The organism is Pseudoalteromonas sp. SR44-5 (assembly GCF_014163675.1).
Taxonomy (GTDB): domain Bacteria; phylum Pseudomonadota; class Gammaproteobacteria; order Enterobacterales; family Alteromonadaceae; genus Pseudoalteromonas; species Pseudoalteromonas rhizosphaerae.
This window is the reverse complement of the sequence record NZ_JACJDT010000001.1, coordinates 169,552-195,159: the sequence shown is the minus strand read 5'-3', so window position 1 is coordinate 195,159 and position 25,608 is coordinate 169,552. Positions and strand designations below refer to the sequence as shown.

General features: G+C 40.4%; 24 protein-coding genes. 10 read left to right on the top strand and 14 right to left on the bottom strand.

Translation table 11 applies throughout. The features are described from left to right. Positions 1-8 precede the first annotated feature (8 nt). The 6 genes from ispH to murJ all read right to left on the bottom strand — a co-directional run bounded on the left by ispH (position 9) and on the right by murJ (position 7,331). The gene (gene ispH, locus H5154_RS00810; protein ID WP_182717083.1) at positions 9-938 is read right to left on the bottom strand and encodes a 4-hydroxy-3-methylbut-2-enyl diphosphate reductase; all 930 of its coding nucleotides are present in this window, start codon (positions 936-938) and stop codon (positions 9-11) included. Further along, on the bottom strand, positions 938-1,396 hold the full coding sequence (fkpB, locus tag H5154_RS00805; protein WP_182717082.1) for an FKBP-type peptidyl-prolyl cis-trans isomerase: 459 nt from the start codon (positions 1,394-1,396) through the stop codon (positions 938-940). The genes ispH and fkpB overlap by 1 nt, the downstream gene beginning before the upstream one ends. Continuing rightward, complete coding sequence (lspA, locus tag H5154_RS00800; protein WP_145237265.1) at positions 1,393-1,893, bottom strand: signal peptidase II; 501 nt, start codon at positions 1,891-1,893, stop codon at positions 1,393-1,395. Before lspA ends, fkpB begins: the two co-directional genes overlap by 4 nt. 9 nt (positions 1,894-1,902) lie before the next feature. Beyond that, complete coding sequence (gene ileS / locus H5154_RS00795) at positions 1,903-4,731, bottom strand: isoleucine--tRNA ligase (RefSeq protein WP_182717081.1); 2,829 nt, start codon at positions 4,729-4,731, stop codon at positions 1,903-1,905. Positions 4,732-4,756: 25 nt separating this feature from the next. Further along, positions 4,757-5,683, bottom strand: a complete 927-nt coding sequence (gene ribF, locus H5154_RS00790; protein WP_182717080.1) for a bifunctional riboflavin kinase/FAD synthetase — start codon at positions 5,681-5,683, stop codon at positions 4,757-4,759. Positions 5,684-5,792: 109 nt separating this feature from the next. Further along, on the bottom strand, positions 5,793-7,331 hold the full coding sequence (murJ, locus tag H5154_RS00785; protein ID WP_404699110.1) for a murein biosynthesis integral membrane protein MurJ: 1,539 nt from the start codon (positions 7,329-7,331) through the stop codon (positions 5,793-5,795). 297 nt (positions 7,332-7,628) lie between these two features. On the opposite strand from murJ, the gene rpsT reads away from it, so the two are divergent. Then, entirely contained in the window at positions 7,629-7,889 is a 261-nt protein-coding gene (rpsT, locus tag H5154_RS00780) for a 30S ribosomal protein S20 (protein ID WP_145237275.1), read from the top strand. A 91-nt stretch (positions 7,890-7,980) separates the two neighbouring features. On the opposite strand, the gene H5154_RS00775 is transcribed toward rpsT, so the two are convergent. After that, positions 7,981-8,364 (bottom strand): response regulator, encoded by a 384-nt coding sequence (locus H5154_RS00775; protein WP_145237278.1) that lies wholly within the window; start codon positions 8,362-8,364, stop codon positions 7,981-7,983. A 110-nt stretch (positions 8,365-8,474) separates the two neighbouring features. On the opposite strand from H5154_RS00775, the gene H5154_RS00770 reads away from it, so the two are divergent. From H5154_RS00770 to smrA, 3 genes are all read left to right on the top strand, one after another. Beyond that, entirely contained in the window at positions 8,475-8,924 is a 450-nt protein-coding gene (locus tag H5154_RS00770) for a hypothetical protein (protein WP_182717079.1), read from the top strand. Between the two features lie 99 nt (positions 8,925-9,023). Further along, positions 9,024-9,269: a hypothetical protein gene (locus H5154_RS23520; RefSeq protein WP_145237284.1), complete on the top strand. Its 246-nt coding sequence runs from the start codon at positions 9,024-9,026 to the stop codon at positions 9,267-9,269. 134 nt (positions 9,270-9,403) lie between these two features. Beyond that, positions 9,404-9,982, top strand: a complete 579-nt coding sequence (gene smrA, locus H5154_RS00760; protein ID WP_182717078.1) for a DNA endonuclease SmrA — start codon at positions 9,404-9,406, stop codon at positions 9,980-9,982. A 30-nt stretch (positions 9,983-10,012) separates the two neighbouring features. On the opposite strand, the gene H5154_RS23515 is transcribed toward smrA, so the two are convergent. After that, entirely contained in the window at positions 10,013-10,144 is a 132-nt protein-coding gene (locus tag H5154_RS23515) for a hypothetical protein (RefSeq protein ID WP_257325490.1), read from the bottom strand. Between the two features lie 98 nt (positions 10,145-10,242). After that, positions 10,243-11,163: a glyoxylate/hydroxypyruvate reductase A gene (locus H5154_RS00755; protein WP_182717077.1), complete on the bottom strand. Its 921-nt coding sequence runs from the start codon at positions 11,161-11,163 to the stop codon at positions 10,243-10,245. A gap of 169 nt (positions 11,164-11,332) precedes the next feature. Between H5154_RS00755 and H5154_RS00750 the strand changes: the two genes are divergently transcribed. The 3 genes from H5154_RS00750 (at position 11,333) to H5154_RS00740 (ending at position 15,540) form a co-directional block, all read left to right on the top strand. Further along, positions 11,333-13,045 (top strand): lysophospholipid acyltransferase family protein, encoded by a 1,713-nt coding sequence (locus H5154_RS00750; RefSeq protein WP_182717076.1) that lies wholly within the window; start codon positions 11,333-11,335, stop codon positions 13,043-13,045. Between the two features lie 163 nt (positions 13,046-13,208). Further along, entirely contained in the window at positions 13,209-14,813 is a 1,605-nt protein-coding gene (locus H5154_RS00745) for an ATP-binding protein (RefSeq protein WP_182717075.1), read from the top strand. A gap of 19 nt (positions 14,814-14,832) precedes the next feature. Beyond that, positions 14,833-15,540, top strand: coding sequence for a response regulator transcription factor (locus tag H5154_RS00740; protein ID WP_182717074.1), 708 nt, complete (start codon positions 14,833-14,835; stop codon positions 15,538-15,540). Positions 15,541-15,663: 123 nt separating this feature from the next. Here H5154_RS00740 and H5154_RS00735 read toward each other — a convergent pair whose 3' ends face one another. From H5154_RS00735 to H5154_RS00725, 3 genes are all read right to left on the bottom strand, one after another. Continuing rightward, a complete protein-coding gene (locus H5154_RS00735; RefSeq protein WP_182717073.1) occupies positions 15,664-16,335 on the bottom strand; it encodes a hypothetical protein in 672 nt (223 codons plus the stop codon). A 227-nt stretch (positions 16,336-16,562) separates the two neighbouring features. Then, positions 16,563-17,750 carry a succinyl-diaminopimelate desuccinylase gene (gene dapE / locus H5154_RS00730; protein ID WP_182717072.1) on the bottom strand — a complete coding sequence of 396 codons (1,188 nt, stop codon included), beginning with the start codon at positions 17,748-17,750 and terminating at the stop codon, positions 16,563-16,565. Positions 17,751-18,031: 281 nt separating this feature from the next. After that, positions 18,032-19,450 carry an MATE family efflux transporter gene (locus H5154_RS00725; RefSeq protein WP_182717071.1) on the bottom strand — a complete coding sequence of 473 codons (1,419 nt, stop codon included), beginning with the start codon at positions 19,448-19,450 and terminating at the stop codon, positions 18,032-18,034. 238 nt (positions 19,451-19,688) lie between these two features. Here H5154_RS00725 and H5154_RS00720 point away from each other — a divergent pair, with 238 nt between their 5' ends. Then, the gene (locus H5154_RS00720) at positions 19,689-20,342 is read left to right on the top strand and encodes an OmpW family protein (protein ID WP_149980817.1); all 654 of its coding nucleotides are present in this window, start codon (positions 19,689-19,691) and stop codon (positions 20,340-20,342) included. 47 nt (positions 20,343-20,389) lie between these two features. Here H5154_RS00720 and H5154_RS00715 read toward each other — a convergent pair whose 3' ends face one another. Beyond that, positions 20,390-20,926 (bottom strand): thioesterase family protein, encoded by a 537-nt coding sequence (locus H5154_RS00715; RefSeq protein WP_182717070.1) that lies wholly within the window; start codon positions 20,924-20,926, stop codon positions 20,390-20,392. A 108-nt stretch (positions 20,927-21,034) separates the two neighbouring features. Between H5154_RS00715 and H5154_RS00710 the strand changes: the two genes are divergently transcribed. Continuing rightward, a complete protein-coding gene (locus tag H5154_RS00710) occupies positions 21,035-21,526 on the top strand; it encodes a hypothetical protein (protein ID WP_404674458.1) in 492 nt (163 codons plus the stop codon). A gap of 27 nt (positions 21,527-21,553) precedes the next feature. Here the strand turns inward: H5154_RS00710 and tyrR are convergent, their stop codons facing one another. Beyond that, on the bottom strand, positions 21,554-23,110 hold the full coding sequence (gene tyrR, locus H5154_RS00705; protein ID WP_149980819.1) for a transcriptional regulator TyrR: 1,557 nt from the start codon (positions 23,108-23,110) through the stop codon (positions 21,554-21,556). Between the two features lie 252 nt (positions 23,111-23,362). Between tyrR and H5154_RS00700 the strand changes: the two genes are divergently transcribed. Beyond that, positions 23,363-25,588 (top strand): CapA family protein, encoded by a 2,226-nt coding sequence (locus tag H5154_RS00700; RefSeq protein WP_220493341.1) that lies wholly within the window; start codon positions 23,363-23,365, stop codon positions 25,586-25,588. Positions 25,589-25,608: the final 20 nt, after the last annotated feature.

Sequence of the window (25,608 nt, the reverse complement as noted above, 5' to 3'; positions counted from 1 at the left end):
CGCTAAGGTTAGCGTAGCTCAACGGGTACAGCAAATACGATATTTTCTACTTCGCCTGGGTTTTCAATAACCTGTTTACCGCCTAATTCTTTAAGGCGGTTAATCACTTGTTGTACAAGCACTTCAGGGGCTGATGCACCCGCGGTAACACCAACCGCATTGACATTAGTAAACCATTGATCTTCAACATTACTGGCGTCATCAATTAAGTAAGCAACAGTACCCATTTTATCAGCAAGTTCACGTAACCGATTTGAATTTGAGCTATTTTTAGCACCAACAACTAATAACACATCTACTTTATCAGCTAAGTCACGTACCGCATCTTGGCGATTTTGTGTGGCGTAACAAATATCGTCTTTACGTGGGCCATCAATCGCTGGAAACTTACTTCTTAAGCCATCTATAACATCTGCGGTATCATCTACCGATAATGTAGTTTGGCTACAATAAAATAAGTTATTTGGATTTTTCACGTTTAGTTTGGCAACATCTTCAGGCGTTTCAACTAAATAAATACCACCTTTAGCGTTATCGTATTGCCCCATGGTGCCTTCAACTTCAGGGTGACCATGATGACCAATTAAAATACACTCGATACCTTTACGACTAGCGCGGGTCACTTCCATATGCACTTTAGTGACCAATGGACATGTTGCATCAAATACTTTTAAATCTCGACGCTTAGCTTCACTGCGTACAGCTTGTGACACGCCATGGGCACTAAAAATAACAATGCTGTCGTCTGGCACTTGATCCAATTCTTCAACAAACACCGCACCACGTCTTTTCAAACCATCTACCACGTAGCGGTTATGGACAACTTCATGGCGCACATAGATCGGTTTTTCAAAGATATCTAACGCACGTTCAACGATACTAATCGCGCGGTCGACTCCCGCACAAAAACCGCGCGGATTTGCCAATAAAATTTCCATTAGTTACTTACCTTAGCAATATCGGTAACCTCTAAAATATCAACTTCAAAAGTTAAACGTTGACCTGCAAGCGGATGATTAAAATCGATGGTCACAGACTCCCCCTGCACTTCACGAACAACTCCTGGTAATTCGGTACCATCAGGTTGAGTAAACGCAATAATAGAGCCAATTTTTGCCGGCGTTTCTGGGCCAAACTTACTACGGTCTACATAGTAAATATTATCTGGGTTTGGTTGACCAAAAGCATCTTCAGGCTCAAGTTCAAATGACTTGCTGTCTCCAGACGCTAAACCAAATAAGCATTTTTCAAAGTTAGCCGTTAGACTACCATCACCCATAGTTAATTTTGCAGGCTTATTATGCACTTTGGTTGAATCTGCCGCAGAGCCATCCGATAGCTTAATTGAGAAATGAAAAATAACCTCTGATTTTTCACCTATAACTGCTTGGCTCATGCTTTTTGCTCCTTAGGACTTTCGCCAGTAAAGGCATCAAATAATAATAATGCGGCACCAATACAAATCGCACTGTCGGCAATATTGAACGCAGGAAAATTCCAGCTTTCATAATAAAAGTGTAAAAAGTCAATCACATAACCATGGCTGATACGGTCATATAAATTGCCAATTGCGCCCGCTAATACTAACGAATAAGCACTGCATAAAATTTTATTAGTGGCGGGTAAACGTTTTAGCCACCAGATCAATAATACGCTGATTGAAATAGCAATAACGCTTAAAAACCAACGTTGCCAACCACCCGCTTCACTTAAAAAACTAAAAGCTGCGCCATAGTTATGCACATAGGTTAGATTGAAAAATGGCAATATATCAATTGATTCGCGTAAATTCATGGTTTTAACAACCAGTGTTTTACTGGCAAAGTCTGCTACTAAAAGTAGCAAACTTAACCAAAGCCACACTAAACCACTTTTTTGGGCTAGTTTGCTCACTTCCTACTCCTATGCGAATTGGCGTGTTTCGCCTTCGCCATCTACGTTGCTAACACAACGACCACAAATTTCTGGATGCGCAGGATTTGCACCTACATCATCACAGTAATGCCAACAACGTTCGCACTTTTGTGCATCGGTAGCTGATACGCTGATGTATAAGCCTTCAATTTCAGTTGTTTGAGTTGCATCTGGTTGTGCATCAACAGCTGTAACAGTAACGTTAGATGTTAAGAATACAAAGCGAAGCTCATCACCCAAAGCTGCTAATTTAGCTGCAAGCTCTGCATTGGCAAAAATATTCACATTAGCTTGTAGTGTCGCACCGATCACGTCTTCTTTACGTGCACCTTCTAACACACGGTTTACTTCATCACGCACGTTTAGAATCGTTAACCAATCGTCATTACTAAACTGGCCTTCGCCAACCGCTTTTAAGCCATCATACCAAACTGAAGTAAACACATATTGGTCACGTTCACCTGGCAGTGCTTGCCAAATCTCTTGTGCGGTAAAGCTCATGATTGGCGCCATCCAGCGAGTCATAGCTTCGGCAATATGATATAGAGCTGTTTGACATGAACGACGGGCATGACTATCACTTTTCGCTGTGTATTGACGGTCTTTGATCACATCTAAATAGAATGAACCAAGCTCACCAGTACAGAAATTCATTAGCTTTTGCGTTACTTGGAGCATTTGGTAACTTTCGTAAGCCGCCAAAATTTCATCTTGTAATTGCGCCGCACGGCCAACAATCCAACGATCAAGTTCAACCATGTCATCAATAGCTACTTGGTCAGTTTTAGGATCAAAACCACTTAAGTTAGCGAGTAAGTAACGGCTAGTGTTACGAATACGACGGTAGCGATCCGCAGAACGGTTGAAGATTTCATCTGATACGGTCATTTCTGCAGTGTAATCAGTTGAAGCAACCCACAAGCGTAAAATATCTGCACCGAGTTTATTCATCACATTCTGTGGTGAAATAACGTTACCTAGCGATTTTGACATCTTACGGCCGTTTTCATCAACAGTGAAACCGTGAGTTAGCACTTGACGATATGGTGCATGACCATTAATTGCCACTGACGTCATCATTGATGACATAAACCAACCGCGGTGTTGATCTGAGCCTTCTAAGTATAAATCAGCTGGACCAACTAAATCTTCGCGAGCATCAACCACACAGGCGTGCGTTACACCAGAATCAAACCATACATCTAATGTATCTTGCACTTTCATGTATTGCTGAGCATCAGCTTCACCAAGTAAAGTTGCAGGCTCTAAGTCATACCATGCTTGAATACCGGATTTTTCAACCAGCAGGGCTGCTTTTTCAATCAAAGCTTGAGCATCAGGATGAAGAGCACCGGTGTCTTTATCAACAAACAGTGCAATTGGAACACCCCAAGTACGTTGACGCGAAATACACCAATCTGGGCGACCTTCAACCATGTTTGCTATGCGGCTTTCGCCCCATTCTGGCAACCACTGAGTGTTTTTAATCTCTTTTAATGAATCTTGGCGCAAATTAGCTTGATCCATACTAATGAACCACTGCGGCGTTGCACGGAAAATAATTGGCGTTTTATGACGCCAGCAATGCGGGTAACTGTGCGTTAAGGCATGGTGATGCATAAGCGCATTACGCTCAGTCAGCACATCAACTACACTCGCATTGGCTTTGAATACATGTTGACCTGCAAAAAGCTCAGTGTCAGGTAAATAAACACCATTTGCACCAACCGGGTTAGCCACTTCTAAGCCGTATTGTAGACCTGCCACGAAATCTTCTTGACCGTGGCCAGGTGCTGTATGCACGATACCCGTACCAGAGTCAGTAGTAACATGATCGGCCACAATCACTGGTACATTAAAATCGTAAAATGGATGTGCCACTTGTAAATTTTCAAGTGCTGAACCCGTTACATAACCTAATACGTGAAAGTGCTTAAAGCCGTAGCGATCCATTGCATCTTTAACTAGCTCTGACCCTATAATCAAACGCTGCTGCGCGCCGTCATCATCAACTTGCACTAAGGCATATTCTAGTTCAGCATGCACGGCAACCGCACGGTTAGCTGGCAGTGTCCATGGTGTAGTTGTCCAGATCACTGTACTGACAGTACCTTTACCTTCATGATCGGCTTTTAAATCAAAGGCACTAACAACGGCTGCTTGATCAACAAACTCAAAACGCACATCAATCGCTGGTGATTGCTTATCTTGATATTCAACCTCAGCCTCGGCCAAAGCAGAACCACAATCAGTACACCAATGCACAGGCTTAGCGCCTTTGTGTAAATGGCCTTTTTCGATGATACGTCCAAGCACACGAATTGCGTTTGCTTCGAAGTCAAAATTCATGGTTAAGTAAGGCTTATCCCAATCAGCAAATACGCCTAAACGTTTAAAATCAACTTTTTGGCCTTCAACTTGTTTTTTCGCGTATTCACGACATTTCTCACGGAATTCTGCAGCCGTGACTTTCACGCCAGGCTTACCCACTTTTTTCTCTACCATTAATTCAATCGGTAGACCATGGCAATCCCAACCAGGTACGTAAGGCGCATCAAAATCAGATAAGGTTTTTGATTTAACAATAATATCTTTTAGAATTTTATTTACTGAATGACCTAAATGGATATCGCCGTTCGCATACGGAGGGCCGTCATGCAAAATAAAGGTTTTTTTACCTTTCTTAGCGTTGCGAATTTGACCGTACAGGTCGTCTTCATACCATGTCTTAAGCATTTTTGGCTCACGTTGTGCCAAATTGCCGCGCATTGGAAACGTCGTTTCCGGTAAATTCAAAGTATGCTTGTAGTCGCTCATTAATCCTAGTTTCCGTATCGGCTACCTAATTTAAACCAAAACACTGTTTAGCGGCAGCAACATCAGTTGCTATTTGTGCCGTCAATTGTGTTAATGTCTCGAATTTTTTCTCATCGCGAAGCTTTTTAATTAACTCCACGTGCATAAACTGTCCATAAATATCTTGCGCAAAGTCGAACAGATGAACTTCTAATAATGCGCGTGTTCCATTAAATGTGGGTTTGTTGCCAATATTTGCAACCCCATACACTGTTTTATCGTTTAACGTTACTTGTACCGCAAACACCCCATTTACAGGGCATACTTGCCGCTTTAACGCAATATTTGCAGTCCTAAACCCTAATTCACGACCGCGTTTCCAGCCATGAATCACTCGCCCTGATATTGCGTAATCATGACCTAGCATCGCTTTGGCTTGCGCTAACTGACCTTCAGCTAATGCTTGGCGGATCAAGGTGCTGCTTACTCTAGCATTTAATTGCCGAAAACTCGCGGTGCTTTTTACATCCATATGAGCCGCGAGGCCCATTTTTTTTAGTAAATTAAAGTCACCTTGACGTCTTTTACCAAAGCGAAAATCATCACCTACGGTTAGCGCTTTGACACCCAACTTGTTGATCAGTATCTCTGTTACAAATTGCTCTGCTTCCATATTGGCAAATTGCTGATTAAAACTAATACAAATTACCCGTTCAACGCCTAACTTTGCTAACAGACCTAGCTTATCGCGTAACCGCGTTAATCGAGCTGGCGCATTATCTTTGGCAAAAAACTCTTGTGGCTGAGGCTCAAATAACATTACCGTACTCGGTAAGTTATATTTTTTAGCGTCATTGAGTAATCCATTGAGTACTTCACCATGACCTAAGTGCACACCATCAAAATTACCAATGGTCAACACACAACCATAATGCTGTGTGCGAATATTGTGGATACCTCTAATTAACTCCATGCCACCTAATGCCTTTGTAAGCGTTATGTACCGAGTAAAATTTCACTTGGGTTACAGAATCACCGATTATACCCAAACCACCTCAAGATGCGAGTTTCAGTTGATTTTTTTAGTCTGATTGAGCACTAACAACGTTTTTTATGGTATTTAGTCTTACCCCGAGTAAAAACAACACTAAAAAGTACACCCCCCCTGCCAGAGCGAGTAAACCTATCAATAAAACAACTTGCTCACTAAAATGCCACTGACGCCATAAAAACTGTGTCGCAGCGTACCAAACTACAACCCCCATCAATAAAGCGGCGAGCAAACATTTGCAGGTAAACAATAAACTAAAACGCGAAAACTGATAAACCTGCTCTTTGCTTAATTGACGATAAAGCAGATACGCATTACAACTGGCCGACATTGAAGTCGCAAGCGCCAATCCTAAGTAACCTATAAACGGTGCTAACATAATATTAAAAACCATGTTCAACACCAGCGTAATAATGCCAATACGCACCGGAGTTTTAGTGTCTTGACGTGCATAAAATCCCGGCGCTAAAACTTTGATCAACATAAAACTGACAAGCCCAACAGAGTAAGCCATCACCCCTAAACTCACGGCCTGAACATGATCGACATCACCTTGACTAAACGCGCCATGATCAAATAGCACAGAGATGATTAACGGGCTAATGATCATCAAACCAATCATCGCAGGTAAGCCTAAAAAGATCACAAACCGCACTCCCCAGTCTAAGGTGTGCTGAAAATCGCTGCTTTTTTCGCTGCTATGTAATTTAGATAGCGCAGGTAAAATAACCGTCGCGATACCAATGCCAAATAACCCCAGTGGAAATTCGATTAGCCGGTCAGAATAATATAACCAAGCAATTGACCCTGTCATTAACAATGACGCTATCATGGTATCAAGCAGTAGATTAATTTGACTAATAGATACCCCAAACAACGCCGGTAACATTAACTTACGGACTTTTTTTACATTTTCGTCCTGCCAGGCCCAACGTGGTTTACTGAGCATTTTCGCTCGGTACAGAAACGGCAATTGAAACAATAACTGCACCACTCCACCGACAAACACACCAATGGCTAGCGAATAAGCACCAACCGAGAATTTATCGTGTAATAAGATTGCACAGGCAATAATCGAAATATTCAACAGCACTGGCGTAAAGGCCGCAACAGCAAAACGATTATAAACATTCATCACCGCGCCACTGAGTGCAACAAGACTTACAAAAAATAAATAAGGGAACGTTAGCTTAAGTAAACTACTGGCTAATACAAATTTTTCACCGTCTGGGCCACCTTGCCACCACTCAATAAACCACCCAGTACCAAATAGTGCTGCAATAATTGGCGATGCAATTACACCGATTATAGTTACAACCAATAAAATAGTACCAAGTGTGCCAGCGGCTTGAGCAACAAACAGCCTGACTTTGTCGTCTCCTTGTTGCTGTTTAATTTCCGACAAAACGGGCACAAATGCTTGCGCAAATGCCCCTTCAGCAAATAAGCGGCGTAAAAAGTTGGGAATGCGATTAGCAAATAAAAAAACGTCGGCGGCAGCACCTGCGCCAAGTAAATTTGCGACAACAGCATCTCGCACTAATCCTAAAACACGCGATATCATTGTCATTGCACTTACAATCATACCGGAACGAAATAATCCTTTTGCCACACTAAACCTGCTTTAAAACCAACGATAAAACCAATTATGCCACAGTCTTTTTTATAAATCGCTCTAAAGCACTAGGCTGAACTCACCGCCTTTGTTACAATAGCGGTATTAACTGTGCTAGAGCGGCAAATTGATGTTCGTTATATAGGAGCAGTTTTTCTTGGTATGTCAAATTTTTATTGACATTCCCGATTAAAAAAGGCATATTCCACGGCCTTTAAATTAAGCTTATTTTAAGATTGTTAGGAGCAAACCTTGGCTAACATCAAGTCTGCAAAAAAACGCGCTATCACTAGCGAAAAAAACCGTCAGCATAACGCAAGCCGTCGTTCAATGATGCGTACATACTTCAAAAAAGTAGTTGTTGCTATTGAAGCGGGCGACAAGGAAGCTGCACAGCAAGCTTTCGCAGTTGCTACACCTATTTTAGACCGTTATGCAACTAAAGGTCTAATTCACAAAAACAAAGCAGCTCGTCATAAGAGCCGCATAGCAGCTAAGATCAAAGCGCTATAATTTGTTTTTGCTAGAATATAAAAAACCGGTCTTGACCGGTTTTTTTATATCTATCATTTAACGCTTAAATTATTTAAACACTGTTGTTGCGTTAAACAACGTCTAATTCTGGATAAAACTTTTTCAACATTGCCGCTATTTTCTTCGGTGTAAATGGTTTTACCACAAATCCTTTAGCCCCTTTATCGATTGCATCTTTAACATTCTCAACCGTTGAGTGAGCCGATACCATAACGACATTAGTTTGTGGGTTTATTTCATTGATCTGCGCGATAATCTCTTTACCATCACCGTCTGGCAACTCAATATCTAAAAAAATAATATTATAATCGGCCGCTTGGCAAGCACTTATACATTGCGCAGCTGTCGACGCTTCTCTAACATTTTCAATACCTAAGTGCATTAATGTTTGATGGAGAAAGCTGCGCACTGTTCCCACATCATCCACTATTAAAATTGAAAGCTGCGTATTCATTGTTGATCCCCGTAGGTTATGAACTAGGTTTAAGTTATTATGCTTAATAACTTTTTCTAATTTAATAATCTCATTATAGAGAGCTCTGCTTAAAAGGCCAGATTTGCTTTATGTCAAATAATATAAAAAAACAATCCTTGCTAGGAAAAACGCCTCAACGAAAAAAACCAACGGCACCAACTAACAAGCGAAAAGCGCCTGCTCAGGCAAACGTCACGCAAGCACAAACACAAACTGCTAGTAGTGAATTAGCTGAAACAAAAAAAAGCCGCACAGGCATTATTGTAGCGGGTGTTATTGTGTTTGCTATTTTAGTTATCCCCAAACCACAGTTATTAACCTATGAAAAATTAGGATTAGTAACGCAAAGTGTATATTGGCCGGGACTGTTTGGTTATGGCGCCATGTTATTTGACTCAAATTTGCAGCCAAATGCCGATTTAGCGCGTAATAGCCTTTATTTATGTCAAAACAATAAGCAACCAGATACTTGTCAAAAATATCGAGTAACCGAACAAGCCGGCTTTTTTTCTGCATTACAAAAATTAATTTTGGATTAAAAAAACTAATCTGAAAATATAAAATTACTTGGTTGAAAGGTGCGCAAAATATCAACATAATGGCGCTCCTTTTTTCAACACTTGAACAACGATACAACCATGCTAAACGAGCTAGATTGGCTTTTAAATATTATCCTGTTAGCCCTAGGATTAGGGGCGTTTTTTATCAATCAATTAACAATACTGCGTGTAGCGGCGATCAGCGCCTGTGCTTTACTGTTTTTGTCATTTAGCTTGGATTTAATGTCGTCGAGTGTTATTTCAAACATGAGTTTAGTGTTGATAAACACGTTTTACTTGTTCAAGGTTTATACCTTTGGGCAATTAAATGTGCCGCAAAATTAATATCTCTCCCTAGATAATTTTATGTACCCTACCGGGCTTTGCTCGGTAGGGTATTTTTTTGCGCGAATAGAACTTGGGCAGCAAAATGAACTAAGTTAAAATCATCGGCGTATTATGCTACTTTGGGTATCACTATGCCTTTAACTGACTCTGATTTATTTTTAACGTCTATGGAAGACGTTGCTCGCCTAGATCACGATACGATCGAACCATCACAACACTTAACTGGCCCCTCTTTAGCCCAGCAACAAAAACGCAAAGCCGCAGAATTAAATTTAAACATCGATGAAAATTATCTACGTAGTGAATTAGTCGAGCTATTAGAGCCTAATGCACTATTGAGTTATAAAAATGCGGGAGTGCAAGATGCTGTATTTAAAAATCTTCGATTAGCTAAGTATCAGCTTGATGCGACACTTGACTTACATGGCCAAACACTAAAAAACGCACGCCAAGCCTTATTTGAATTTATAACTGATTGCCAAAAAAGTAATATTCGTGTGGTAGTGATCCGCCACGGCACTGGTATCAAAAATAAAAAGATCCCTGGGGTGTTAAAAAGTTATACCAATAAATGGCTACAAGAAATTGACTGCGTATTAGCCTTTCATAGTGCGCTTAGGCATCATGGTGGCAGTGGTGCAAGCTATGTGTTAATTAAAAAAAGTGATGAGAAGAAGAGTGAGAACCGGGAGCGTCATAGTAAACGCTAACCCGGCTTCGATATCAATTGTTGGTTCTATTTATTCTGTTTGGCTTTGTAAAACGGGGGCTTGTTCACTTGCATTAGCTTGATTAAACCATGCAGACACACCCATTAAGACCACTGAAATAACGATAATGCTAAATTTAACGCCTGTTTGATGCTGTTTCATTGTACACCTTATTATTATTGTTAGTGTTTTTTGAATTACCTAGACTAACTAAAATTACAGATGTTAACAAGATGTACTACGCTATTGTCGCTGAACTTTTAATAACCTTTTGTTCTATCAACCTGATTATTTAATTTAAGGCCTGTTTTCATACGTTGTACATTATTAGCAATCTGCTGCGTTACAGTTTCCAGATCAGACAATGCCGCGCAATGGGGAGTCATTGTAACCGCTGAATGATGCCAAAAAGGATGCTCTGCAGCTAATGGCTCTTGTGCAAAAACATCCAATGTTGCTCCTCTTATAATTTGATTATCTAATGCCCAAAGTAAATCGTCTGCAACGACGTGCTGGCCTCGCGCTACATTGATGAGCACGGCATGACTTGGTAGCTGCATTAATAAGTTGCGATTAATAAAGCCCTTCGTTTGCGTGGTTAGTGGAAATAAACACACGAGATAATCAGCTTGTGCTAACAAACTCGGTAACTCACTTGCTTGATGAATACAATTTACTTCGGGTATATTTTTAGGGTTTTGTGAAAATGCACTTACGGTAAAATTATTAGCCAGTAAACGTTTAGCGCAGCTTTGTCCTAACTCACCAAAACCTAAAATCACAACATGATTATGACTATAAGCGCGTTTTGGCAGCCATTGTCGTTGTTGTTGCTTAATCACATAGTCTTTAAGCCTTAACTTATGCGCTAAAATATGGGTAAGCACATACTCTGCCATATCATGAGCTAAATTTTCATCAACGATGCGTGTCACAACGACATTGTCAGGGAGTAAGTTTAAATCAATGCTATCGACCCCTGCGCCAAATGAAGAAACTACTTTTAAATTTGGTAGTTGTGCCCACATATCTGCAGGTGCCAGCCAAGCAAGCACAAATTCAACATCCTCTAAGTTATCACAATCTGGCCACTGTGAAATTTTTACATCGGGTAATTTAGTCGCTAACGCAGTAATAATTTTACTGCAATCACGTCCACTAATCGCAACGAGTACGTTCATGTTATGCCTATAGAGTTGTTGATTTGCAAAGAGTATAACCTTTGTTAAAACATATAATCTAATCGAATTACTGCTCGGCTCTTTAAAAAGTCACACAACTGCAACCTAATTGTCATGGCAAGCTTTTACTCTGGCGATATATTGATCACCATATGCAAACGAGGTAATTATGATCAGTGTTGATAAAGTAATCGCAGCAAATCTACCACAATTAGAAAACTCACCTAAAGTAAAAAGTTTAGTTAAAAAAGGGTTAGGTTATTTGCTTCACGAACAAGAATTTGTTGCATTTGGTGATGCCTACCCGCACTTACAAGGCATTGAGTTTGTTGAGCAAGTGTTGGATGAACTAGATTTTGATACTCGCTACAAGCCAAAGCAGATTGAGAATATTCCTAGCGAAGGTAAGTTAGTTATTGTTGCTAACCACCCTATTGGCTCTTTAGATGCACTGGCATTAATTAAAGTATTATCAAGTGTTCGTAAGGATTTAAAGGTCGTTGCCAATCGCATGTTAATGTCAGTTACGCCAATGCACTCATTATTACTGCCGGTCGATAATTTATCGGGTGACAGTAAAAAGCAAGAACTCAATAATATCCACCAGCACCTTAAAGAAGCTGGGGCCATTCTCATTTTCCCAGCAGGTGAAGTGTCGCGTTTAAGCCCTACCGGAATTAAAGATTGCAAGTGGAATAGTGGTTTTTTACGGATCGCAAAAAAAGCCAATGCGCCAATTTTACCGATTTTTATTAAAGCCAAAAATAGCCCACTTTTTTATGGCACATCGATGATTTACAAGCCTTTAGCGAGTTTATTACTGGTTAAAGAAATGTTTAAACAACGACAAAAATCATTAGAGTTTGAAATAGGCGCATCGATACCTCCAGAGTCTTATTTAATTGAAAACCTTAAAGACAAAGAAGTAGTCAATCTGATCCGTAAGCAGCTTTATGCACTTACCTCAAAGAAAACCTTACCGCTTAAAACACAAGCACCCATCGCTTCCTCAGAATGCCGCAAGGAACTAAAAAAAGCCATCGAACAATGTGAGCTATTAGGCACAACTCAAGACGGCATGCAGATATACCTTTATCAATATCAAGGCAGCTCAGCGATTTTCAGAGAGCTTGGCCGGTTACGAGAGATTTCGTTTCGCACTGTTGGTGAAGGCAGTGGTAAGCGTCGTGATATTGATAAGTACGATATGGATTATCAGCACTTGGTTTTATGGGACGGCTCACAACTTGAATTGGTTGGCGCATACCGACTTGCTTGTGCTCAAGCTATTATTGATAAACACGGCCGCAAAGGTTTATATACTGATAGCTTATTTTCTTACAGTGATGCAATGACTCCTTACTTTGCTGCAGGTATTGAACTGGGTCGCAGCTTTGTACAACCTAAATACTGGGGTCGTAAAAGTCTTGATTATTTATGGTATGGGATTGGCGCGTTTGTGAAAAATTATCCTCAGTATCGCTACCTCTACGGCGCAGTCAGTGTCTCGAACGCGTTGCCAGAACCTGCCAAAGCCATGTTAGTTCATTATTATCAGCATTATTACGGCGCTAAGCAGGTCATAGCTACACCTAATAATGAGTTCAAACTCACAGAGCAGCAACTCATACAGTGCGCAAATCTATTTAGCGGTAATGATGTCAAAGAAGACTTTGTTGAGCTCAAACATGTGCTCGCAAACATGGGTGCCCAAGTACCCACTTTATTTAAACAATACACCGAACTATGTGAGCCTGGCGGCGTACAGTTTTTAAGTTTTAGTGTTGATCCTGATTTCAATAATTGTATTGATGGCTTAGTGCTTGTTGATCTTGAAAAAGTAAAAGCAGGCAAAGCAAAAAGATATTTAGGAAAGAACTAAGAACGCAAAGGTGTATAAAATAACAGCGACCAGCCATCTAGCTTATTTACTAAACCTACTTTTGATCCGTAACGTGAATTTGCGCTCGCTGTATGCTATCAAAAGTAGTTTTTATGTGCAGATATGATAAAGTGGTTGTACACAAATTGTTGACAGAACAGCTATGAAAAGGTCCCTGCTATTTTTAGCTTTTATCATTATTTTTTCGGTAGTTAGCATTCAATTATTGGTGATACCTCATTTTGAAAGTAACGTCAGATACCCTACTGAAAAATGGGCTTTAGAGTTTTTAACATCAGGATCTACGGATCTTCTTGCACAACAATTACAATCCATACCTAAACACCAGAGAATGGCATACTTACAAACCATACAAGCTAATTTTGGCTTTGAACTTACTTTACAAGACTATCAACAAAATGATTTTTCAAGTGAGCAACAATCTTGGCTCGCAGAGGATAAAATTTGGGGTGATCCGCAAGCAGATTTAGCATATCGAAAAATAGATGACGAACAGCTATTAGTAATTGTAAAACCCAATACGGTTCCTAAGCATCTGATCAACGAAGCGCAACGTTGGATGATGGGCTCTTTTTACCTACTGAATAATATGCTGATGCAACACCCACAGCAGAGCTGGCCGTCGATAATTGATTCGCTCAGTGATGATTTTACATATCCCGTTGCACTGATGACATTGAGTGAGTTAACTTACACAGAGCAACAAATAGCCCAATTAAAAACAGGAGCTATTGTGACCATATCAACTGCGGATTCTGATTTTATTGGCTATCCCGCCGACATTGCCGTACAGCGCATCAAAAATAGCGATAAAGTAATTGTACTTGGCCCTTTTAGCCCTCAACTAAAGGGCAAAGTGGTGTACATGTTAAGTATCTTTTATTTTATATTCGGCTTTTTTCTGCTTATACCAATTATAATATGGTTAATTCCTGGCTGGCGCTCTATGTTATCGCTCAATAAAGTGGCGATATTACTTGGACAAGGTAAATTTGATGCTCGCGCTAAGCTAATTCGTTTTAGCCATCTAAACCACTTGTCCAAAACGTTTAATACCATGGCCGAAAAAATACAACGCCTTATCTCTTCTCATAAAACTCTGATCAATGCTGTATCACATGAATTGCGAACTCCCATCGCACGCATTGAATTCAATGTTGAATTACTTAGAAATAGTACAACCAATGACTATCAACTAGAGCGGATTGAATTATCTTTGAATGAACTAAATTCATTAGTGTCAGAAATGCTTACACATGCTCGATTTGAGCGCGAAATACCCACTCTTACATTTGCAACCGTTGAACTTAATCATTGGATAAAACATGAGTTAATCTGTTGGCAAGAAGCCAACCCTGATACTGAGATTGTTTTACTTGAACAAGGCGCTTGCCATGCAATGATTGATAAGTTTTATATGAGCCGTGCATTAAGTAATTTAATGCGCAATGCCATAGCGTATGGAAGAAACCATATTCAAGTAAGCTATGAACAAACCGCAAAAGGCTGGCTGATTTGTGTTGCTGATAACGGTGATGGTATTCCTTTACCCTGTGCTGAGAAGGTATTTGAACCATTCTATCGAGAAGATCAAAGTCGTAATTTGCAAGTCGGTGGAACCGGACTAGGCCTTGCAATCGTTAAACAAATTTTAGGCTGGCATGAAGGAACCGCGAGTGTTGAGCCATCCAGCTTAGGTGGTGCATGTTTCATACTAAATTGGCCTGCCAAACGCACACATCGATAATCCACATAGAGAACAAGAAATGAAAACAAAGATTTTAGTGGTAGAAGATGATTTACCGCTCGCTGAGTCAATTCAAGAGTATTTAACGATTGAAGGCTATCAGGTTGAAATAGAATCAAATGGCGAGCATGCGGTCTCCCGTATTCTTCAGTGGCAGCCAGCTCTGGTGCTGCTTGACGTTATGTTACCGAACAAGGATGGCTTAACGGTATGCCGCGAAGTAAGGCAGTCATACAGCGGCTATATTTTGATGTTTACTGCACGAGAAGAAGAAATTGATCAGGTTGTAGGGCTTGAAATTGGTGCCGACGATTATTTATTAAAGCCGGTGAAACCTCGCTTACTACTGGCAAAAATTAAAGCTTTTTTAAGACGTGGACATCCCACAGATCCACTCGCCATAAAGCCACAAACGAAAGAGTCTATAACGTTTGGGCAATTAATCATTAATACGCACAACCGAACTGTCTCTTTAGCAACGCAACATATCCAGCTCACAGACGGCGAATATGACCTACTGCTACTGCTTGCTAAAAATGCAGGAGTTATTCTGTCACGTAGTGACATTGTTGAAAAAATAAAAGGTTATCACTATGATGGAATTGAACGTGGTGTTGATAATCATATTAGCCAGTTACGCAAGAAGCTCGGTGATAATGCGCGTAACCCAATAAAAATTAAGACTATCCGTTCCAAAGGCTACTTATTTGTAGTTAGTGCGTGGTAGTTCTAGGTGGATATGGCGCTATATCTCCAACATGGGAGTAGCGCCTTTGAGAGACTTGAACTGTGGATAATACATCTATCTCAGCAACTATTTCACACTAACCAGAGGAGTTTTAATCTAAAGTTATTCTTCAGCCATTACTCGTTTACCATTACTATCGACAACTAATAAATATGAAGCGCCAAAATTACCCGCACATAAATCGATAGCCTGATTGGCAACTTTTAGGCCATTAGCACAATTACTCACCGCTAAGAACGCTGTGACACTGCCCTTTTTTGTAGTTAATACTTTTTTATCATCAATTGACACATCATACTCGCCGTTGGCAAATAAACGCACATTAAATACATCTGCAGTATTGTTTTGTTTTTTATCAATGACAGACAAAGCCCGCTTACCTGAAGATTGCCAAGCAATTACCCATAAATCGTCGTTATTACTCAAAGTTGTATTTATGCGTTCCTCTTTATTCGCATTGATACTATCTTTAACTCCCAAGTTAATCATGTTATTGATTACTTTATAACTGTAGTTATAGCGACTACCCACAGCATTGGCCTCTACATCGCCCGCAGCGATGTTATCACTATCGAATAAACCACTGTAGCCGGTGCTAATACTCCTTTTTTTGACATGAAAGTCAGCCATATAATCCAATGAATTTATGAAAGACATATTTGCTTGATGGGTTAATTTATCATCTAATTCATCCGTGCTTTCACCACATCCACTTAAAGCAGCTGCCACACCAAACAACAGTGCAATACTAAATCCTTTATTACTGGTGCTCATAACAATCTCCATAATGTTTAATTTTATCAACGCTAAAAACCGCACTAAACGCTGTTATTACTTTAATAATTTTTTATTAATCAATTACTAAGTATTTTATTTCGAATAGCGAAATTTACTGAAAAAATGTTAGCATATCCTTTACGAGACATCTCTCAGCGCTTGTCGGACATTGTCAGAAATTGTCTGTTTATAATGAACAGTTTAATGATGGCCTTGCGTTATAGTCAGCTGATACGGCTAAATACCTGCTCTAAAAGCTGTGTATATATTTTCTCAATTTTTAGTAAGTCATTAATAGGCACATGCTCGTTAACTTGGTGGATGGTATTATTTCGTACCCCGCATTCAATCACTTGGGTGTAGTCATTGGCAAAAAACCGCCCATCAGAAGTTCCGCCACTGGTACTTAATAAAGGATAACTGCCTGTCACATTAAAAATAGCTTGTTCAACTTGAGTCAATAAACAGCGACGCGTTTGATGACTCGTATAAAAAGGCTCACACGGACGCTCCCATTCCACACTCAGCAAAGCTTGTAAATCGTCTAACGCGAATTGAATCTCATTTTTTATATCACTGCTTTTATAACCATGGCTATAACGAATATTAAATGTCATTTCACATCGTGCTGGCACCATATTATCGACCACATTTGCAATATTAATCCCGGTTATTTGCAAGCTCGTATGTGAACTTGGCTCGTCACGCTGCCAAGTTATGCTAGTCAAGCGCTTGATTACTTCTGCACTAAGATGAGCTGCATTGATGGTGTTTTCTGGATAAGCAACATGCCCTGCTTTGCCGTTGATCACTAACCGCGCAGAGAGTGCACCTCGACGGCCATTTTTGATTGTATCACCAACATGCAAATGACTGGTTGGCTCGCCGACAATGCAGCCGTCAAGTTGGATGCCCTGTTGCGCTAAACGCTCGGCAATCAGTAGTGAACCATATTCCGCCTCCCCTTCTTCATCAGAGGTGATCAACCAGTAAAAAGTACCTTTTTTTGCAGCTACGTTAGCTAGTAATGCACGACTGGCACATAACATGGCGGCAACGCCCCCTTTCATATCAGCAGCGCCTCGGCCATAAATCGCGCCATCAATAATATCACCTGAAAATGGTTCTGCTCGCCACGCCCCTCCAGATGCGGGGACCACATCAATATGCCCCGAAAAAGCATAGCGTGGCCCATCACCAAAGCTTACTTTAGCTATTAAGTTAGTAACATTATTAAAGGTAAACTGTTCACAGTTAAAGCCAAAGTCTGTTAACTGCTTTGCTAACCAGTCTATTGCCCCGGCTTGCTGTGGTGTAACAGATTTAAATTGGATCAGCTTTTGAAGGTAACTGACCACAGTATCAGTGTGGATTGCATCATTCGTGGTGTGAGATTGGATAGCTAAAGTCATAATTAACACCCTTATTAAGAGAGAGTGTATTCATTACAACCTGAATTTATGACCGCTTTATGAAACACGGATTATACTAATCGTTTTAAGTTACTGACCATTTATAGCGACAGAAAAATACAGTGATAACAAGGCAGAGATTTTGACATGTAGTTGTTCTCGGCAATTGCTCCTGCATTGCTCTACCTCTTGCATCCATGCAGTCTTAAATGAAAAATTACTAACGCAGTTAGCGCTTTATTTAGCGCGCTAGAATGGTTAAATATTTAAGTCGATTGGTATTAGTGTGCACCTTCTTCGATGAATGCTTCTTGGCTAACTTTAGCGATATCTTTATCATCTTTGGTCAATTTTGTTTGTTGCCAACGACCACGACAAAACCACAAATACGATAGCGATGCGACGATCACATTGGTGACAGCAAACGAGTACCAAATGCCGTGATCGCCCAGATGTGTGTGTTTTGACAAAATATACGCCACCGGAAACTGTACTACGCATTGAGAAAACAGCGCCAACAACATCGCATTAAGCATGTTCCCTGATGCTCTAAATGCAGCCACCACACATAATTGCACGCCTATTCCGCCCCAAGTTAAGCACATAACACGAATAAACTGTGCGCCTTTGGCTATCACACCTTGATCATCGGGGATAAAAAATGCCACTAAGTAAGGTGCAAATATAAATGCAATCGCCCCAATAAAAGACAAACCACATAATCCCCAAAGTACCGCCAACTTAGTAATTTGCTCTGCTCGTTGCGGGTTACCTGCGCCCATGTTTTGTCCGACCAAGGTCGACACAGCCATCGAGAGTCCCATAGCCGGGATCATCACCATCTGTAATATATTTGAACCAACACCATAAGAAGCAATGGTTTGAGTGCCAAAACTAGCCACTAAAAAAGACATGATAATCAAACCAAATGCACGCGCTGACAACTCCACAGAGCCTGGTGCACCTAAATAAAACGCTTGTTTGATATAACTGTAATCAGGAATGAAACTTGATAATTTTAGCTTAATACCATGGCGACCACGCATAAAAATAACAATGCCAGCAATGGCTGCCAAACTTTGTGTCACCAATGTAGCCAGCGCTGCCCCCATCACCCCAAGACCTGTAAAGCTGCCATAACCAAAAATAAATAATGGATCGAGTACAAAGTTTAGCAACACGGTTACGGAAACAATGATCAATGGCACCTTGGTTTGGCCAATACCCCGCATTAAGGCTTGAAACATGGCATAAATAAATACAAATACCACCCCCACAAATGACACATGCATAAATTTTAAAGCATCGTTATAAACGGCATCTTCAACACCCAGTAAATGTAAAAAGTAAGGCGATAGCAAATAACCGATAACTCCTAAAAAAATGGCTGTCACAGTCACCATTAACACTGTTTGCGCGGCCACATGGTTTACTTTATCTTGTTGGCCAGCCCCCATATATTGCGCTGACAAAATTGCCCCCGCCATCGCAAGTCCAGAGCCAATCGCAATCACTAAAAAAGTCACCGGCATACTTACTGACACCGCTGCAACTTGTGCCGCCCCTAAGCGACCAACCCAAAACGCATCGGTTAATTGATAGGCAGATTGTAAAATGTTGATAAGAATAATAGGAACTGCAAGTTTTAACAGTGCTTTGCTAATAGAGCCAGACAGAAAAAGATGGTTGGTTTCGTTCATTGTATACCCTTGCTTTAAGCAGCAATTATAACTTATTTTCCTGACCTATTGATGAATAGCAATAAAAAAGAGTGCACTGTCAATCGATTTTAAACGTCAATTAAGTAAACCTTAATCTAAATCAAACAAACGCTGCGCCGTTTTATACCCTGTTATAAAGCTTGATCTAGAACAGTTTTATATTTTTTTTTTGGCTGATAATAGCGTCAATTCAAAAAAGTAGTTCTCGGAGAACAGCATGAAAAAACAACTTAGCGCAGCGTTACTCACCTCACTTTTAATCGCGTCTCCTTTCGCCAGTGCAAACTTAAGCGTTAATGTCGGTGCTATTAATGTTAACCCTGACAATAGCAGCTCAGCGATCAATGAAGATCCAAGTTTAGGCTTAAAAGGTAGCTCGGATACACAACTAGGTATTACAGTTGACTATGCATTTAACGATCAGTGGGTTCTAGAATTGGTTGCTGCAACACCCTTTTCTCATGAAGTTAATGGCGCAGGTGGTTTAGCTGGCAATAAAATAGCAGATATTAAGCAATTACCGCCGTCACTAATCGCTCAGTATCACTTTTTAGAAAGCACTTCAGCATTTCGTCCGTTCGTTGGTGTGGGTATTAACTACACAGTGTTTTTTGATGAGCAACCTTCAGCCGCACTAAAAACAGTACTGGGTACCGATAACGTTGAAGTCAAGCTTGATAATTCATTTGGTTTTGTAGCTCAAGCAGGCTTCAATTACATGCTAGATCAAAACTGGGGCGTACACGCAATGGTATCAATCATGGATATTGAAACCGATGCAACTGTGTATGCCGGTGGCAAGCAAGCCCTCACTTCAACAGTAAAAATTGACCCTGTAGTTGCCATGTTAGGGGTTAAATACGCTTTTTAAGCATGCTCTAAAAAGGCCTGATGGCCTTTTTATCTGTGTGTGTAAAATCAGCTGGGAAGATTTGTTATTTTTTTCTGCTCTAACATTTCTTTCCAGTGTATAATTTCCGCTGGTAATATAGGCACAACACCGTCGAAGTTTACCGCCTCTAGCATTTCTTCTACGCTGACGACACCTCGCTTGCGCTTAAACACACCTCTTACATAGGCGATCGCATGCAAGCCACGCTCGGAATGAAATTTTTGCTCAATATAAAAATACTTATGATCCCAACCCACTAAGCGCGTGCTAATGGTATAGCGTTGCATTGGCTTAATATCACGAATATAAGTAATGGCCGTGGCGTTAACGATAGGAAACCAACGTTTTTTCATAATCGTTTCAAGCAAGCCAACTCGCTCAGTCATCCAAGTGCGAGCTAAATCCATCATTGCTAAATAACGAGAGTTAGTAAGATGTAAATTAATATCACAATCACTTGGCAGCGCTTTGTAATCTATATCCACAGTGTCTAACAATGATTGATAATCACGGTTACGTTTGATTTTAAAAAATAATAATAAAAGACGAAAATATAAGTTCACAATAAAGGTCTTACCAGTTAACAATTTTGTGAGTGTAGCATAGCGTATTGCATTGGAGAATATTCTGCTCTACTCTGAAATTCTCTGATTATAAATAATAGTAGAAAAATGATGAAAAAATCAGTTTCTTATTTAAGTGTGGTATTAGCATTGATGAGTACCAGCGCGATGGCCGACTTTAACTATCCAGGCGAAGGAAACGTACGTTATCCAACTGGGGTTGAAAAGCCGTTTCAATTTGGGTTTGCTTGGCAGCAACAAAATAGCAAGTTTACTATAGGTAAAAAAAGCTATGATATGCAATTACCTGAATCCTATTCCATTGCTATTACTTTAGCAAAAGACGAGCAACAAGTGTGGGTGCAAGAATTTAATAATGGCTTTATTGAAGGATTCAGCTGGGAAATTGGCGAACACACAATCAAACTTGAAAAACGTCAATATAAAGGCGCGGTAAAAGGGGATTATGTTATCAGTTTAGATAACAAAGATTACTTTTTTGCCCGTAATAACATCAGTATCTTAATTAAGTTCACCGCTGAGGGTATCGATACTGTCGCTATTGACGGTGTAACCAAAGATATGGGTACTAAGCAATAGTACCCAACACTGTTGATTTGAGTCAGTTTACACTTTTACCGTTTTACGATTAATGCCGTAATCACGTAGCTTATTTGCAACTGCGGTATGACTTAACCCTAAACGCTTAGCCAACTGTCTCGAACTTGGGTAAGCAGGGTACAACTTACGTAATAATGTAGCCTCAAAACGCTTTACAGCTTGATCGAGCGAGCCCTCAAAATCAGACTCCAAGTACCCTAAATCATGGGTAAATGTAGGTAATTGTAAATGCTCAACACGCAGCTCGTTATCATCTAATAACGAGACCGCACGGTATATCGCATTTTCTAATTGGCGGACATTGCCCGGCCAAGGATAATCTTGTAAAAACGACAAACATTCTGCAGATAGTTCCGGAATTGCATGACCATTTTGCTGCGCATATTTTTGAATAAAATGTTCTGCAAGTGGCCCTACATCAGCTTTACGATCACGTAATGGAGCAATTTCTAAAGTCAGTACATTGATCCGATAATATAAATCTTCTCTAAACGTACCCTCTTGTACCATCGCGGGTAAATCTTTTTGCGTGGCGGCGATAATGCGTACATTTACTTTTACTTCGTTCTCATCGCCAACTTTGCGAAATGTCCCATCTTGTAAAAAGCGCAGTAACTTAGTTTGAAGTTGGGTAGACATTTCACCCACTTCATCTAAAAATACCGTGCCACCATCCGCTTGCTCTAATACGCCGCGTTTTGGCGCTGCATTTTCTTCATAACCGGCATAACCAAATAATTCAGACTCAGCAACATCATCAGGCAGTGAAGCGCACGATAAAGCGATAAAAGGTTTCACAGAACGATTAGATGCATAGTGACAAGCGCGTGCCAGTAACTCTTTGCCGGTACCGGTTTCACCAGTGATAAGTATCGGAGCTTCAAGTTGCGCCATTTTACGCGCTTCACGAACCACACGACGCATCGCAGTGCTAAAGTTGTGAATAGTTGCAAAGCTTTCTTGACCATAACGACGAAACGCACTTACCTGCTGACCTAAACGGCTTTGTGATTTGATGTTGATCACCGCACCGGCTAATACATCACCTTCGTTGCCTTGTGGTACTGCGATTGGCAAGATATCCGCGATAAAATCTTCACCAGCCACCTCAACCCGGGTTGTTTGTCCCAGTACTTCTTTGCCTTCTAACCAACGGGTAAAGTTAAAGCCTTTCAATAGATTATTAATATTTGAACCAATAACTTCTTTTTCAGTTAACTGTAAGTCTTTACATGCAGCATCGTTGCAAAGCCTTACCCAACCTTTGGCATCAATTGAGATCACACCATCTGGTAGCGCACGCAACAATGTGTTGAGCTCATTATGCTCACGCTCAGAAGGTAAAAAAGCGGTGGTACGTACATCCTGCACACCATCAATTAATCGAATTGAGGGCATGATTTTTTGAAACTGCTCAAATTCAATCGGTGGAAAACTCACATACATACGACAGTTAATTGAATCAACTTCAATACCTTTTAAATCAACGCGATAGTTGACTAAAATATTGAGTATTTCTTGAGCAATACCGATGCGGTCTGCACAATGGATATCTAAACGCATTTCACCCTCAAAAAGAGAAAACCTACTATGTCGCAAATAATACGCTAACTACCCATCGCTGGGTAGTCTATTGTAAAGATTTTTGGACAAATGATACTAACCATTATTGCAAAGACTTTTTATGGCAACTGACTATAATTTAGCATGAATGATATTAGAAAAATTCAAATACTTGGCTAATATCATTTCCACAAAAAATCCGTATAATGAAAACATATTAAAAAATGTAACTACAGTGATAACGAGGCTTGTTTGAAAATTAAAAAATATAAACTCTTTTCTATTCTCTGCTTAGCCCTAATTATCGCTGGCTGTAAGGTTGAAGACCCCTATGATACAGGCGAAACACAAGCCCAAAAGAGCGATGCACAACTGCGCGATGATTATTTAAAAAAAACGTTTAATGGTGTAATCACAATAACCGATCAGCAAGCTAATAGTGTGGCTGGCATCATGGTTGAGTTTGCAGGACAGCAGTATCAAACAAATGCCAGTGGGCAAATTAATTACTCAGGTATTACAACAGGTAACCATCGGTTAATGATCGCTGATGAAAGTTACTTCCCTGCTGTCGCTACAGTCAAAATTACTGCTGATAACGCTCAGCAACAGCTGACCCTAACAGCTAAGAGTAGTAACTCGGTTAGCCTGCTATTTGCTGGCGATACTATGTTTGCACGACGCTTTTTAGATCCCTCTTTGGCAACTATGACGGCTGCGATCCCTGATGTCGCAGGGGCACTTATTCGTCCAGCAACAGCCAGTGAAAATGCTCAAGCATTAACACATTTTGTCGCACCATTTTTTCAAGCTGCTGATTTTTCATCAGTAAACTTAGAGACACCGATAACAAGTAGTCCTGAAGCAGCACATCCAACAAAAGAGTTTAGCTTTTTTTCATTACCTGAGACGCTAGATGGGATCAAAGCCATTGGTATTGATTACGTCGCACTAGGAAATAATCATGTGTATGACTTTTTAGAAGATGGCCTCAATGATACTTTGCTTGAAGTAGATAGCGCTGGCCTTGCTCACAGTGGCGCAGGGAAAAACATAGCCAGTGCTTACCAAGCAAAGTTCATGGATGTGGGAACACTCACGTTAGGACTTTTTTCAGCGACCTCCATTACAGGTAAAGAACATGCAATTACCTATGTTACCGATGCCACAAAAGGCGGTGCCGCAGATTTAACAGAAACAGAATTAGTCTCCAACTATCTTAATGATGCAGTGCAAAATAGTGATTATGTAATTGCCCAAATGCATGGTGGTGATGAATACACTTATCAACCCAGCGGTTACATTAAAGGCAGGTTTAATTCTTTATCCAAACAACAAACCAATTTATTAATTGCTCATCATCCGCATATTGCCCAAGGCTTTGCAGTTTTTAATGGCGTACCTGCCATTTTAGGCTTAGGCAATTTTGTGTTTGACCAAGACCGCTTAGAAACGCTGCTTGGTGTTGCGGTGTTAGTAAATGTAGACAAAGATGCATCTCCTATGACGAAGCGCGCTTTTGCTTACCCTATTTATGTTGAAGGGTATCAGCCTAAATTTACCAATGGTTTTTTGAGTGATTATTTATTACGACGTCTGGCTGAGTTTTCTGATAATAACATTACCTTGATCCCACGAGATGGTTATGCCGATGTATTTTTCACCGCAGATCAAGCGACTGTTTCTCAGCACACGGAAACAGTTACAGTTACCCCAAATCAAAGCATTCTAGACTTACGCAACTTTGCTCCATCAACAAAAGCATTTTTATCTAAACTTGAAATCATTGACGGATCGCCAAGTGATGTCACTTTAGGGCGCGATTTAATGATTTTCGGTGACTTTGAAGATTGGGATAACGATGATGAACAACTAGAAGTTGCTCGTTGGGATCACACCGGCGACAGCGTAACGCCTTGCTTAAGTGGTGCTCGTTCAGGCGCGCAAGGCTTATGCTCTGCTCGCACCCAGTTTGATAACACGCCATCGCTGCTCCCATTTAGACAAACCATTCGTGCAATGGAATTACCTAATGATGATGGCTCAATTGATGTCTTCAAGGAGTTTAGTTTGTTTGGTTACAGTAAAGCTGAAAACGCCGGAAAACTAGACGCAAAAATAGTTTATACCACCGCTGAGGATGGCCTTGAATTTTCTACTCAATTGGTCGATATTGAACCGGCTGGTAACCATGACTGGCAAGCCTTAAACTATGACTTTTCACTGCCTTCTGACGACTTAACACTTGGCCCAGAACAGTTACCACCGCGCGGTATTAAAGTTACCTTGCGTCACTTTGCGCCAAATAGTGGCGAAGCAAGCTTGGCGTTGGATGATATGGCAATGATTTCATGGCAACAAAAAGTAAACTTCACTGATACGATGTGGCGCACGGATAAAATCCATGGATTTGACTTTTTACGTTTAAATGCAACGTCTTCTGTTACGTTTAAACTAACGTATAGCACCTTTAATTAATCTCTATTCTATTTTGGAGC

What these genes read in the sequence shown, in the direction of transcription:
- H5154_RS00750 (WP_182717076.1), top strand. Translation starts at nt 11,333, where the DNA reads ATGATCAGTGTTGATAAAGTAATCGCAGCAAATCTACCACAATTAGAA.
- H5154_RS00755 (WP_182717077.1), bottom strand. Translation starts at nt 11,163, where the DNA reads ATGAACGTACTCGTTGCGATTAGTGGACGTGATTGCAGTAAAATTATT.
- H5154_RS23515 (WP_257325490.1), bottom strand. Translation starts at nt 10,144, where the DNA reads ATGAAACAGCATCAAACAGGCGTTAAATTTAGCATTATCGTTATTTCA.
- tyrR (WP_149980819.1), bottom strand. Translation starts at nt 23,110, where the DNA reads ATGCGTTTAGATATCCATTGTGCAGACCGCATCGGTATTGCTCAAGAA.
- smrA (WP_182717078.1), top strand. Translation starts at nt 9,404, where the DNA reads ATGCCTTTAACTGACTCTGATTTATTTTTAACGTCTATGGAAGACGTT.
- ispH (WP_182717083.1), bottom strand. Translation starts at nt 938, where the DNA reads ATGGAAATTTTATTGGCAAATCCGCGCGGTTTTTGTGCGGGAGTCGAC.
- dapE (WP_182717072.1), bottom strand. Translation starts at nt 17,750, where the DNA reads ATGACTTTAGCTATCCAATCTCACACCACGAATGATGCAATCCACACT.
- fkpB (WP_182717082.1), bottom strand. Translation starts at nt 1,396, where the DNA reads ATGAGCCAAGCAGTTATAGGTGAAAAATCAGAGGTTATTTTTCATTTC.
- H5154_RS23520 (WP_145237284.1), top strand. Translation starts at nt 9,024, where the DNA reads ATGCTAAACGAGCTAGATTGGCTTTTAAATATTATCCTGTTAGCCCTA.
- H5154_RS00710 (WP_404674458.1), top strand. Translation starts at nt 21,035, where the DNA reads ATGATGAAAAAATCAGTTTCTTATTTAAGTGTGGTATTAGCATTGATG.
- ileS (WP_182717081.1), bottom strand. Translation starts at nt 4,731, where the DNA reads ATGAGCGACTACAAGCATACTTTGAATTTACCGGAAACGACGTTTCCA.
- H5154_RS00775 (WP_145237278.1), bottom strand. Translation starts at nt 8,364, where the DNA reads ATGAATACGCAGCTTTCAATTTTAATAGTGGATGATGTGGGAACAGTG.
- H5154_RS00720 (WP_149980817.1), top strand. Translation starts at nt 19,689, where the DNA reads ATGAAAAAACAACTTAGCGCAGCGTTACTCACCTCACTTTTAATCGCG.
- H5154_RS00725 (WP_182717071.1), bottom strand. Translation starts at nt 19,450, where the DNA reads ATGAACGAAACCAACCATCTTTTTCTGTCTGGCTCTATTAGCAAAGCA.
- H5154_RS00745 (WP_182717075.1), top strand. Translation starts at nt 13,209, where the DNA reads ATGAAAAGGTCCCTGCTATTTTTAGCTTTTATCATTATTTTTTCGGTA.
- ribF (WP_182717080.1), bottom strand. Translation starts at nt 5,683, where the DNA reads ATGGAGTTAATTAGAGGTATCCACAATATTCGCACACAGCATTATGGT.
- H5154_RS00740 (WP_182717074.1), top strand. Translation starts at nt 14,833, where the DNA reads ATGAAAACAAAGATTTTAGTGGTAGAAGATGATTTACCGCTCGCTGAG.
- H5154_RS00735 (WP_182717073.1), bottom strand. Translation starts at nt 16,335, where the DNA reads ATGAGCACCAGTAATAAAGGATTTAGTATTGCACTGTTGTTTGGTGTG.
- murJ (WP_404699110.1), bottom strand. Translation starts at nt 7,331, where the DNA reads ATGACAATGATATCGCGTGTTTTAGGATTAGTGCGAGATGCTGTTGTC.
- H5154_RS00770 (WP_182717079.1), top strand. Translation starts at nt 8,475, where the DNA reads ATGTCAAATAATATAAAAAAACAATCCTTGCTAGGAAAAACGCCTCAA.